The 11,843-nt window shown below is 67.1% G+C and carries 11 protein-coding genes; 5 read left to right on the top strand and 6 right to left on the bottom strand.

Annotation, left to right across the window (positions count from 1 at the left end; all coding sequences use genetic code 11):
• The first annotated feature begins 37 nt into the window (after positions 1–37).
• A complete protein-coding gene (fadD11, locus tag ACNO8X_RS16935) occupies positions 38–1,861 on the top strand; it encodes a fatty acid--CoA ligase FadD11 (protein ID WP_418001956.1) in 1,824 nt (607 codons plus the stop codon).
• 15 nt (positions 1,862–1,876) lie between these two features.
• On the opposite strand, the gene ACNO8X_RS16930 is transcribed toward fadD11, so the two are convergent.
• Positions 1,877–2,575, bottom strand: a complete 699-nt coding sequence (locus ACNO8X_RS16930; protein ID WP_418001955.1) for a hypothetical protein — start codon at positions 2,573–2,575, stop codon at positions 1,877–1,879.
• 79 nt (positions 2,576–2,654) lie between these two features.
• On the opposite strand from ACNO8X_RS16930, the gene ACNO8X_RS16925 reads away from it, so the two are divergent.
• Positions 2,655–4,166 carry a carboxylesterase/lipase family protein gene (locus ACNO8X_RS16925; RefSeq protein WP_418001954.1) on the top strand — a complete coding sequence of 504 codons (1,512 nt, stop codon included), beginning with the start codon at positions 2,655–2,657 and terminating at the stop codon, positions 4,164–4,166.
• A gap of 60 nt (positions 4,167–4,226) precedes the next feature.
• Here ACNO8X_RS16925 and ACNO8X_RS16920 read toward each other — a convergent pair whose 3' ends face one another.
• Genes ACNO8X_RS16920 through ACNO8X_RS16910 form a run of 3 tightly spaced genes read right to left on the bottom strand, consistent with a single transcriptional unit; the run spans position 4,227 to position 6,472 of the window.
• Complete coding sequence (locus ACNO8X_RS16920; protein ID WP_418001953.1) at positions 4,227–4,700, bottom strand: RDD family protein; 474 nt, start codon at positions 4,698–4,700, stop codon at positions 4,227–4,229.
• A gap of 9 nt (positions 4,701–4,709) precedes the next feature.
• Positions 4,710–5,519, bottom strand: coding sequence for a tat pathway signal sequence (locus tag ACNO8X_RS16915; RefSeq protein WP_418001952.1), 810 nt, complete (start codon positions 5,517–5,519; stop codon positions 4,710–4,712).
• Between the two features lie 29 nt (positions 5,520–5,548).
• Positions 5,549–6,472, bottom strand: coding sequence for a LysR family transcriptional regulator (locus ACNO8X_RS16910; protein ID WP_418001951.1), 924 nt, complete (start codon positions 6,470–6,472; stop codon positions 5,549–5,551).
• An 85-nt stretch (positions 6,473–6,557) separates the two neighbouring features.
• On the opposite strand from ACNO8X_RS16910, the gene ACNO8X_RS16905 reads away from it, so the two are divergent.
• The 3 genes from ACNO8X_RS16905 to ACNO8X_RS16895 all read left to right on the top strand — a co-directional run bounded on the left by ACNO8X_RS16905 (position 6,558) and on the right by ACNO8X_RS16895 (position 9,729).
• Positions 6,558–7,379 (top strand): acyl-CoA thioesterase domain-containing protein, encoded by an 822-nt coding sequence (locus tag ACNO8X_RS16905; RefSeq protein ID WP_418001950.1) that lies wholly within the window; start codon positions 6,558–6,560, stop codon positions 7,377–7,379.
• Between the two features lie 84 nt (positions 7,380–7,463).
• Positions 7,464–8,348: an EamA family transporter gene (locus ACNO8X_RS16900; protein WP_418001949.1), complete on the top strand. Its 885-nt coding sequence runs from the start codon at positions 7,464–7,466 to the stop codon at positions 8,346–8,348.
• 4 nt (positions 8,349–8,352) lie between these two features.
• Positions 8,353–9,729, top strand: a complete 1,377-nt coding sequence (locus ACNO8X_RS16895; RefSeq protein ID WP_418001948.1) for a purine-cytosine permease family protein — start codon at positions 8,353–8,355, stop codon at positions 9,727–9,729.
• Between the two features lie 55 nt (positions 9,730–9,784).
• On the opposite strand, the gene ACNO8X_RS16890 is transcribed toward ACNO8X_RS16895, so the two are convergent.
• On the bottom strand, positions 9,785–10,618 hold the full coding sequence (locus ACNO8X_RS16890; RefSeq protein ID WP_418001947.1) for a DUF559 domain-containing protein: 834 nt from the start codon (positions 10,616–10,618) through the stop codon (positions 9,785–9,787).
• A 101-nt stretch (positions 10,619–10,719) separates the two neighbouring features.
• Positions 10,720–11,841 carry an epoxide hydrolase family protein gene (locus ACNO8X_RS16885; protein WP_418005931.1) on the bottom strand — a complete coding sequence of 374 codons (1,122 nt, stop codon included), beginning with the start codon at positions 11,839–11,841 and terminating at the stop codon, positions 10,720–10,722.
• Positions 11,842–11,843: the final 2 nt, after the last annotated feature.

Raw genomic sequence — 11,843 nt, 5'->3', positions numbered from 1 at the left:
GTGATTCGATCAGTGGGCCGAACGAGGAGGGTCCCGCATGTCCGCAGCGCAGCGTCCGACCACTTTGTGTGAAGCCTTTCAACAGAGCGCGGCGGTCGATCCCGCAGCGGTCGCGTTGCGCACCGCCGGCGGCGGGCCGACCCTGACCTGGGCGCAGTACTCCGATCAGGTGCGCGCCGTGGCGGCAGGGCTGAGCGGTCTCGGCGTGACCCGCGGCGACACCGTGTCGCTGATGATGAGCAACCGGGTGGCGTTCTATCCGCTGGAAGTCGGTGCGCAACATGTCGGCGCCACGTCGTTCTCGGTGTACAACACCCTGCCGGCAGGCGATCTGGCGCACGTCTTCGGCAATGCCGGCACCAAAGTCGTGCTGTGCGAGGGGCAATACGTCGACCGGATCCGCGCCATTGGTGCACCCATCGAGCACATCGTCTGTATCGACGGCACAGCTGACGGAGCCCTGAGCGTCGACGACCTGCTGGCAGCCGCGCCCGTCGACTTCGACTTCGACGCCACCTGGCGCACCGTGCAACCCGACGACATCGTTACGCTGATCTACACCTCGGGCACCACCGGCAAGCCCAAGGGCGTGGAGATGACGCACACCAACATCTTGTTCGAGTCGTTCGCAGTCGATGAGGTTCTCGGCATTCGGTTCGGTGACCGGGTCACCTCCTACCTACCGACCGCGCACATTGCCGACCGCTTGATGAGCGTGTACTTCCAGGAGGTGTTCGGCACCCAGGTGACGACCGTCGCCGATGTGCGAGCCATCGCCGCCGCGCTCCCGGAGGTTCGGCCGACGGTCTGGGGTGCGGTGCCGAGGGTATGGGAAAAGCTCAAGGCCGCAGTCGAATTCGCGGTTGAGGGCGAACCGGACGAAATGAAGCGGGCGGCGCTGCAGTGGGCGCTGTCGGTCGGCGCCAAGAAGGCCGCCGCGCTACTCGCTCACCAATCGGTACCGGACGACGTCGCCGCGGAGTGGGCCACGGCCGACGAACTGGTGCTGTCGAAGCTTCGCGAACGTCTGGGCCTGGATCAGGTCCGGTGGGCTGTTTCGGGCGCGGCCCCGATCCCCACGCAGACCCTCGGCTTCTTCGTCGGTATCGGCATCCCCGTGACCGAACTGTGGGGCATGTCGGAGCTGAGTTGCGTTGCGACGGTGAGTCATCCGCGTGATGCCAAGCTCGGCGCCGTGGGCAAACCCCTGTCCGGACTCGAATGCACGATCGCCGACGACGGCGAGCTCCTGGTCCGCGGGCCCATCGTGATGAAGGGCTACCGCAAGGAACCGGCGAAGACTGCCGAGGCCATCGACACCGACGGTTGGCTACACACGGGCGACGTCGGCCATCTGGACGGCGAGGGGTATCTGACCATCGTCGACCGGAAGAAGGAACTGATCATCAACGCGGCCGGCAAGAACATGTCGCCGGCCAACATCGAGAAAGCCATCAAGGCTGCCTGCCCACTGATCGGCGTCGTCATGGCCATCGGCGATGCCCGCCCGTACAACACGGCGCTGATCGTGCTCGATGCCGAGTCCGCGGGTCCGTATGCCGCCCACCGTGGGCTTGCCGACGCGTCGCCCGAAGCGCTGGCAGCCGATCCCGAACTGATCGCGCAGATCGCCGCCGGTGTGGCCCAAGGCAATACGGAGTTGTCTCGGGTCGAGCAGATCAAGCGGTTCTCCGTGTTGCCGGCATTCTGGGAGCCCGGGGGAGACGAGATCACTCTGACCATGAAGCTCAAACGGCGCCCCATCGCCGAGAAGTACGCCCCGCAGATCGACGCCCTCTACGCGCCGGAACCAAGCTCCGCCGTCCACGAGCCGACAACGACCGTCGCCGCGGCGAATTGACCGCGCGGCCCCGGATCAGGCGGTCGTGCAGGCGAACTTCAGGCCGACGCCTTCCGGCGCCGGGAGCACCGGCGTCAGGCAACCGAAGGTCTGGATGCCGGCGTTGCTGAACCGGATCGCCGTGCGGCGCGCGTAGTTCACGCACACGGGCCCGGTCGCGTCGGCGCGGCACAGGTAGTCGCCGAACCGCAGGCTCTGGCCGTCTTTCAGCTTGGGTCCGGTGCCGGCGGAGAACCGGCCCGGATCGCCGTGCACCGAACCGACTTCCGCGGTCGGACCTTCGAAGTCGACCCAGCCACCTACCCAATGGCCGTAGGTGTCGGCCGGCTGCGGCGGCGGGGAGGTCAGATGCGTCAGGCACGCCAGCGTGCCGTTGAAGTCCTTGTCGGTCATGCAGTTCGCACCCGATGCGGTGGTGAACGCGATGTCGGTGCCCAAGTTTGTGGGGGTGCCCTCGCGCGTGGCGGTATGGAATCCGGCCGGGTCGGCCGGGGTGCCGGCCTCCACCCAGGCGATGACGTCGGCGACGGGCGCACCCGCGGGCGGCGGCGTGGTGGGTGCGGCCTTCGGGGTCGGAGCTGCGGGACGGCTGGACGGTGCGGCGGCAGACAGCGACGGCTCCGAGATCGCCACGCCGGGCCGTCCGTGCTGGTCTGACCCGGCGGAACAACCCGCAACCAGGGCACATGCCGCGAGGACCACCGGAAGTCGCATGCCCGTCAGGGTAACCGGCACTGCCGCAACACGCGGCTCAGGCACCCCGATGATTACAGATTTTCGATAGTGTCCATTTATGCACGAACGTACCGTCCGCGTGACCATCGACAGCGGAACCATCGAGGGCTTCACGCGCGACGGTGTGCACCGCTGGCGTTCCGTGCCCTACGCCCGGCCGCCGGTGGGGCCGTGGCGCTATCGGGCCCCGCAACCCGTGCAGCCTTGGCGCGGCGTGCGCTACTGCCATGGCTTCACCTACTGCGCGCCGCAGGAACGCAAGTTCACCATGCTCAGCGTGGGCAAGTACCAACCCACGGGTGAAGACTGTCTGACCCTCAATGTGGTGACGCCCGAGCAGCACACCGGCGAGCCGCTGCCCGTGATGTTCTTCATCCACGGTGGTGGCTACATCCTGGGCAGCTCGGCCACCCCGATCTACGACGGGGCCGCGCTGGCCCGCCGCGGCTGCATCTTCGTCTCCGCCAACTACCGGCTCGGCGCGCTCGGGTGTTTCGATGTGTCGGCGCTGTCGACACCCGACCAGCCTCTTGATGACAACCTGTTCCTGCGCGATCTGGTCGCAGCGCTGAAGTGGGTGCGCGCCAACATCGCCGTGTTCGGTGGGGACCCGGGCAACGTGACCATCTTCGGAGAGAGCGCCGGAGCCCACGCGGTGGCGACCCTGCTGGCCGTACCGCAGGCGAAAGGGCTTTTCCACCAAGCGATTGCGGAGAGTCCGGCCAGTGGCATGGTGCGTACTCCGGACGCGGCCGCGCAGTTCGCCAAGCAGTTCGCCGAACAGTTGGGGGCGGGCAGCCGTGACGGCGCCGCCGCGCTGATGTCGGCCAAACCCGCCGAGCTGATGGCAGCGCTGGACCGCGTGATCCACGGCGCCGTGGTCGACATGCCGGGTGCCTTCCCGGCCGGCCCGGCGTGCGGCACCGAGTTCCTGCCGGAGGATCCGGTGATCGCGATGCGCGAGGGGCGGGCGCACCAGGTGCCGCTGATCGTGGGCAGCAATGCCGATGAGGGCCGCCTGTTCACCAAGTTCATGCAGCTGCTGCCCACTACTGAGGCGACGATCGAACGGATTCTGGCGCACGTCCCGGCGGAGCAGCGCGCCCGGATCACCGCGGCCTATCCCGGTTACCCGCAGTCGGCCGATGCGTGCATCAAACTCGGCGGCGACTTCGCATTCGGCACGGCATCGTGGGAGATCGCCGGCGCGCACATGCGCCACGCACCCACGTATGCGTACCGGTACGACTACGCCCCGCCCGCGCTGCATTGGACGGGTCTGGGTGCCACGCACGCCACCGAACTGCTGGCGGTCTTCGACGTGTACCGCACGCCGCTGGGTTCGGTGCTGACCGCCGCCATGGACCGGAAGTCCGCGCTGCGGATCAGCAATGACGTGCAGAATCGCTGGCGCGCGTTCGCGCGGACGGGTGTCCCCGGCGAGGGCTGGCCGCGGTACGACGCCGAGGATCGCGCCGTGCTGGTGTTCGACCGCAAGACCCGTGTCGAATTCGATCCCCGTGCCGAACAGCGTCAGGCCTGGGAAGGCTTTTCACTGGTTCACGGCTAGCCACTGCGGGATTTGTGCACGAAAATCCGCGCCGGCCGCGGATTTTCGTGCACAAATCGCCTACTTCTTGACGACCTGGGTACCGCCGGCCAGTTCGTCGTGCCGGCCCTGCTTGCACGGGCTGGAGCTGATGGTGACGGCGATGAAGATATACGCGATGAACGCCAGCAGCCCGCCGACCCACGGGATGATGGTCAACAGGGTGAACGAGTTCCGGATCGCCGACTGCTTGACGTCGGGCTTCGGCATGCCGTTTGGCCCACGCACGCTGAGGCCCAGCAGCATCTTGCCGGGTGTGGCGCCCACCGTGACTTCGAACAGCACGAAGTAGAGGAACATCCCCAGCCCGGAGAACAGACCGGTGACCATGATGTCGGACATCGAGCCGATCGAGAAGGCGCCGAAGAAGGCCAGCACTCCGACGATGATCCCGTCGATGAACCGCGCGAAGAAGCGGGGCAGCAGGTCGCCGGGATGCACCGGGGTGGGTGTGCCGTAAGCGCCTGCCGCGGGGTAGTTCTCGCCGTGAGTCATGCCGCCAATCTACTGCCGACCGGCCAGCAATATCTGGCTTAGGCGCGTAGTGGTCGCCTGGCCATCGGCATTGCCGCCGGCGCCGTTCAGCGCATTCATGACGGCGAGAGTGAAACGTTGTCCCGGCCCGGCGAATCCGACGGTGTTGGTCACCCAGCCGCCTTGCTCGTCGGACCAGCCGTCTTTGTTGCCGGGCGCCATGTTCGGGCCGGCGCCCCAGACACCCCACTGCTGAATGGGGTCGACGTTCTGCATGGCGCTCACGATCCACGCGGTTTCGTTGGGCCGCAGCCGGGTCAGCATGTAGTTGACCATCTGGTCCAGGTCGTCGGTGGTCGACTTCTGAAAACCCCAGTAGGGGAACATGTCTCCGAATCCGCGTTGCGGTTGTACCCGGGTCATGCCGAAATGCGGGAAGTCGTTGTTGAAGATGGTGTGGTCCGGTCCGCCGTACCGGGTCCACAGGGTATCGGCGGCATCGTTGTCGGACGTGTGCAGCATCTTGCCCATGAGGGCGATGTCGTTGTCCGTGAGCCGCAGCAGGCCGGCGCTCTGCCGAGCGAACAGATCCACCACGATGCCGAGCTTGATCGTCGAGGCCGTCCAGACCATGTCCCCGGCGTGCGAATTACGGTACACCGCACCGGTTTTGCGGTCACGCAGCACGTAGCCGACGGTGCCCGGCCGGGTCGACAGGTAGGCGTCTGCTGCCGCGACGCGTTGCTGGGCATCGCAGGCGGCAGTGCATTCGGCCCGCGCGGTGGGCAGCGCAGGCCCGGTCAGCAGTGCCGCGACCAGTACGGCCCTGATCAGTTTCACGCCGGTAGCCTCCCAGATCTCGGTCAGTGTCATTCGGTGCCGACCGCCTCGGGACGAGGCCACGTCGGCAGCGGTACCGGCCCGTCGCCCGGTCGCAACCGGTCGAGCACCGCCCGCAGCGGCGGCCAATTGGTGCGGCCCTTGCGGGTGACTGCATAGGCGGTGTGGATCACCGTCGGCCCGGCCAACGGGACGACCTTGATGCCCGCGCTGGTGGGCCGCTCCAGCGGCAGCAGCCCGACACCGTAGCCGGCGACGATCAGGTCCTCGACCAGCTCGAGGCTGTCGATCTGGTGGGCGATGCGCGGGGTGAATCCGCTCAGCGCACCCAGGGTGCGGACTGCGTCCTCGTCAGCGGTGTTGCGGGAGTTGACGATCCAGGTCCGGTCCGCGTACTCGGACAGTTCGGCCGGGCCGTTCGCCTCGTCGGCCCGCAGCCCCAGTCCCCACGGAATGGACCACAGCGCAAAGCCTTCCAGCAGCGGACTGGGCGAGGCCGGCGCCAGGTTGTAGTCGTAGGTCAGGGCCAGGTCCAGGTCATCGTCGGTCAGCAACGCGAACGCCTCGATGGGCTCGTATTCGCTTATGGCGACGTCGATTCCGGGATGCTCGCGGGTCAGTTCGGCCAGGATCGGCAGCAGCGAGACGCGGATGCCGGTCGCGAATCCGCCGATCCGCAGGGTGCCGACGGGTTCGGCGCCGGAATCGAGGTCCAGGCGCGCCGCGTCGACGGCCGCCAGGATCGTCACCGCATGATCGGCCAGGCGCTGCCCGGCCGGGGTCAGCCTGACGCGGCGGCCCTCCGGCTCGATCAGTTGCGTGCCGGTTTCCTTGGCCAGAGCGGCGATCTGTTGCGACACCGTCGACGTCGTCAGATTGAGGTTCTCGGCGACGGCCCGCATCGACCCGAGGCGCGACAAGGCCAGCAAGAGGCGCAGCCGGCGGGTGTCCATCTGCCTATTGTCCAGGGAATCTGGACGGTTCCGCGTGATGTGGCCCGAAGTTATGAATATTTAGCCAATGTGCGACGATCCGAAAATGACCGCACGTCCTGCGCACTTCACCTCGATCGACGCCGATCGGGTTCAGCCGACCCGATTCGCCCAAAGCCTGTGGGGTGAAGACCACCTCAACGGCCCGGCGGTGGTCGGCCTGGCTGCCCATGCGCTGGAGGCCGCGTTCGGCTTGCCTGACTTCCTGCCGGCCCGGCTCACCGTGGACCTGTTCCGGGCCGCCCGCGGGGTCCCGACCACGACCGTGGTGAAGTTGGTGCGCGACGGACGACGGGTGCGCAATTCCGAGTGCGATGTGGTGCAGGACGGCGTCACCGTCGCCCGGGCCACGCTGGTGCAGTATCGGCTTGCAGAGGCGCCGCCAGGTGAGGAATGGTTCCGCGCAACCGATTTCGAGCCGCCCGCGGTGATCGATGACGGCCTGGCGCCGTACATCAGCAGTGACGGTGTCGGCTGGACGCGGACCATCGCCGAGCATCAGAACGCGGGCCGCAAGCGCTACGTCAACCAGCCCATCGACGTCATTGAAGGGCAGGCCAACACACCGTTCGTCCGGGCTGCTGTGGCGGCCGAGGGCACCAGCATGGTCACGAACCTGGGCACGGCGGGCATCGGCTACATCAACGGCGACCTCACCGTGGCGTTGACGCGGCTGCCGCAGGATGACTGGGTCGGCGTAGAGGCCGAGACGCACTGGGCGGCCCACGGCATCGCGGTCGGCGCCACCACGTTGTATGACAGCGCCGGGCCGATCGGCACCGGCCTGACCACGGCGGTCAGTAACCCGGCCGCCCAGATCGACTTCGGTCACAGCCGGTTCGCCGACCGGATCAGGCGCGAGCTGTAACTTCCATACCGTTCATAGTTTGCGAACGATATGTCCACGATTATCACGTGGACATGAACGTTCTGGCTCCCGTTCAATACAACGATGACCACCGCAGCGGCGCGCAATGGCGCACTCATGACCGTCGCGTCTATGATGTCGGTGCAGCTGGGTGCTGCTCTCGCGGTCAAGCTGATGGACGGTATCGGCCCTGGTGGTGTGGCCTGGCTCCGCCTGGCCTGGGCCGGCGTGTTGATGCTGCTGTTCGTCCGGCCGCGGCCGGCGTCGTTCACCCGATCGGCGTTCGTGTCCTGCGTCCTGCTGGGAATCACCACCGCCGGATTCACCCTGCTGTTCATGGTGGCGGTATCCCGCATTCCGCTCGGCACGGCCAGTGCCCTGGAATACCTCGGCCCCCTTGCCATTGCGGTGATGAAGGGGCGTGGGCGCGGGCGGTGGCTGTTCCCGGCGATGGCCGGCACCGGCGTCGTGCTGCTGACCGAACCGTGGGCGGCTGCCGTCGACCCGGTGGGCGTGCTGGCCGCGCTCGCTTCGGCGGTCTGCCTGGCCGCCTACATCCTGCTGACCCAGCGCGTGGGCGACGAGGTCACCGGCATCACCGGTCTTGCGGTGTCCATGCCGGTCGCCGGGCTGGTGGTCACCCTGGTGGCCGGTCCGTCGGTCATCGGGCACCTGACGCCGCACCTGCTGCTGGCCGGTCTGGGCCTGGCGATCCTGCTGCCGGCGATCCCGTTCACCTTGGAGATGCTGGCCCTGCGCCGCCTCACCGCGGCAGCCTTCGGCACGCTGATGAGCCTCGAGCCCGCGTTCGCCATGATGCTCGGGCTGCTCATCCTGCATCAGGTGCCGGGGCTGCCCGCCCTCGCCGGAATCGCACTCGTCGTGCTGGCCGGTATCGGCGCCGCGCGCGCCGGGGCCCGACCCGCAGCCGAGGCTGGCCATCGGGAACCTGCGCTCGTGGTCGAATAGGGGTATGACGCCACCGGCCACCGCGCTCACCGCCGCACCGTTCACCGGCCGCACCCCCAGCCGTGCCGGGGACATGTCGGTGGAAACCCATGGCATCGCGCCGGTTCCGGCAGACCGTCGGTACGGCACCCCGGGCCGGCTGTTCACGGTCTGGTTCGCCCCGCAGATCAACATGACGTGTGTCTTCACCGGCGCGATGATCGGTGCACTGGGCCTGGGCTTCTGGCTGGCGCTGCTGGCGATGATCGTCGGCACGGTCCTCGGCTCACTGGTGGTCGGCTACCTGTCCACGCTCGGTCCGCGCACCGGTACTGCGCAATTGCCCGGCGCGCGCATGGCTTTCGGCGGTCTGATCGCGGTTCCGGCTGTCCTGCAATGGCTCTCGTCGGTGGCGTGGGACGCGCTGGTCGGCTTGTTCGGCGGCGAGGCGCTGGCGGTGCTGCTGGGTATCCCATTCTGGGTGGCGGTGCTGATCGTGCTCGGCGTGCAGGGCGCGGTCGGCTTCATCGGTTACGAGTTGATCCACCGGCTGCAGGCCGTGCTCACCGTGGTGTTGTTCGCGACGTTCGTGGTGTTCGCCGTCAAACTCGTTGGTGGGCATCAGGTCGTGACACCGCCGACCGCGCATGGCGCGGAAATGACCGGGGCCTTCGTGCTGGCCGTGACCATCGCGCTGAGCCTCGCGGTGTCCTGGGCCAGCTATGCCGCCGACTTCAGCCGCTACCTCCCAGCGGACTCCGCGCCGCGCAAGGTGTTCGGATTCAGCTTCGCGGGACTGGCAGCCGCGTACGTCTTCGTCGAGACCATCGGCATCGCCGCGGGGAGCCTGATCACCGACCAGACTGCCGAGGGCGTGCGGTCGGTGATGGGCGGGGGAGCACTGGGGGCTGTCGCGCTGCTCATCATCGCCCTGGCGTCGGTGGGCTCAGGCGTGATGAACGACTACAGCGGATCCCTGGCCTTGCAGACGCTGGGCGTGCGGGTGCGGCGCCCGATCTCGTCACTGGTGGTGACGGCGCTGGCGTTCGGGCTCATCCTGTGGCTCCACACCGGTGACACCGCAACGCGATTCACCAATGTGCTGCTGCTGATCAGCTACTGGATTCCGGCCTTCGCGGCCATCGTGATCATCGACTGGCGCCGCCGCAGCCGTGGCCGGCAGACCGTGGACCCCGCAGCGGAGACGACGCCGCGACGCGACGCGGTCGCCGCCTTGGTCGCGTTCGTCGTGGCCTACGGTGCCGCGATCCCGTTCATGAACACCACGCTGCTCCAAGGACCCGTCGCCGTTGCGTGGCATGGCGCCGACGTCGCCTACTTCGTGAACTTTTTCGTTGCGTTGGCCATCTATGGCGGCTATCGGAGTCGACGCCCCGCGTGACTGTGAGCCCTGTGCAGGTAATTTCGTGAAAATTCCTGCACAGGGCTCACACTGGTCAGATGGGGCAGCCTGCCGCACGTAGCTTCGCGACTACTCGATCGATCACGACCTGCGGGCGCGACAACAGCTCAGCGCTCACCCGAATCACCGTCCACCCTTCGGCTTCGAGCAGCGCGATCCGGTCGATATCCCACGACCGCTGACGCCGATCGGTCCAGTGCTGGACGCCGTCGTACTCGACCGCGACTCTCCAATCCGGCCACCCCATGTCGACTCGGATATGAAGGTCGCGGAACTCGATTTGTGTCTGCGGCGTCGGCATGCCGGCACGAACGAGAAGTAGTCGCAGCCTGCTCTCCTGCGGTGACTCCGCCCCGCCGTCTACGAACTCGAGCATGGTTCGCAGCCTCGCCTCGCCAGGAACCCCTCGGTGCGCATCGGCTATCCCTGCGACATCGAGTGTCTTGATGCGGGTGGCATTCAGGACTGCGTCGACGATCGGAATTGCTTGTGGTGCAGGGCGAGTGCGGCCGATGTCGAAGACCGTCCGAGCCGGCGTAGTTACCGTGATGCCACCAATGAGGCACAGTTCGGCGGGATCGACAGCCCACGATCGCACGACGATCCCGTCCTGCGCCCGCCGGTTGGCCCGCAATATCTCGGCTGGCGCAGTCGGATCCAGCCACTTGGTGCCGAACAACGCGGCTGCCGACAGTCCGCACAACGGCGCACCACATGCCAGCCACGCCGCTTGAGCTCGAAATTGTGCCGTCAGTTCGACATCACGCGGTAGGTAGACATCTCGAAATATCGCTCGATGGTCGCGGGCGAGACTATGTCTGGTGAGTGCTCCGCGGTGTACTGCCTGACTTCCAATAAAAGGTTGCATGGCAACACCGTCGGTAGCGACACCGACGAATGTGATGGCTGTGCACTCGTTGAGGGCCGATCCTGTGCATAGACCTCACACTGGGGATAACTGCAATCGACTCAGCGCACCGTCGCGAAGAACGCCCGGACATCGTCGACGAAAAGCTCGGGCTGCTCGAAGGCGGCGAAGTGACCGCCGCGCGGCATGGCGGTCCAGTGGGTGACGTTGTACCCGGTCTCGCACCAGGACCGCGGTGCCCGCAGAATCTCTTTCGGGAACGATGCGACGCCGGTGGGCAGCTCGACTTTCGTGCCGCCGCCGAAGGCGCGGAAGCTTTCCCAGTACATCCGGGCTGACGAGGCCGCGGTGGCGGTGGCCCAGTAGATCATCACGTCGTCGAGCATCTCGTCGCGGCTCAGCGCGCTCTCCACGTTGCCGTCGTGGTCGGTCCAGGACCAGAACTTCTCCACGATCCACGCCAATTGCCCCACCGGTGAGTCGACCAAGCCGTAGCCGATGGTCTGCGGACGGGTGGACTGCTGCTTGGCGTAGCCCGAGTCCTGGTCTTGGTAGTGCTTCAGCGCTGCGAGCGCGGATTGCTCCTCGGCGGTGAACTCCGTGGTGCCGGCCGCGGGACGACCCATCGGCATGTTGGTGTGAATCGCGATGCAGTGTCCGACGTTTCGCCCGATCTGAGTGGTGACCGCGGCACCCCAGTCGCCGCCCTGGGCGCCGTACCGGGTGTAGCCGAGGCGCACCATCAGTTCTTCCCACGCCCGCGCGGTCCGTTCGACGTCCCAGCCGGTGGCAGCTGGCTTGCCGGAGAACCCGTAACCGGGCAGCGAGGGACACACCACGTGGAAGGCGTCCTCGGCGCGGCCGCCGTGCGCCGTCGGATTCGTCAGCGGTTCGATGATCTTCTGGAATTCGGCGATCGAGCCGGGCCAGCCGTGCGTGATGATCAGCGGCAGGGCGTCGGCGTGCGGGGACCGTTGATGAATGAAATGGATGTCCAAGCCGTCGATTTCGGTGACGTACTGGTCGAACCGATTGAGCGCGGCCTCACGGGCCCGCCAGTCGTAGCCATTGGCCCAGTAGTCGGCCAGTTCGCGGGTGTAGCTCAGCGGGATGCCCTGGCTCCAGTCGTCGACGCACTCGGCTTCCGGCCAGCGGGTGTTGGCCAGCCGGCGGCGCAGGTCATCCAGCACCTCGTCGGGCACGGCGATCTGAAAAGGTGCAATGT

The sequence above is a fragment of the Mycobacterium sp. PDNC021 genome (genome assembly GCF_048282635.1).
Classification (GTDB): Bacteria; Actinomycetota; Actinomycetes; order Mycobacteriales; family Mycobacteriaceae; genus Mycobacterium; species Mycobacterium llatzerense.
Note: the sequence above shows the minus strand (reverse complement) of the source record. Positions and strands in the feature narration are given on the sequence as shown.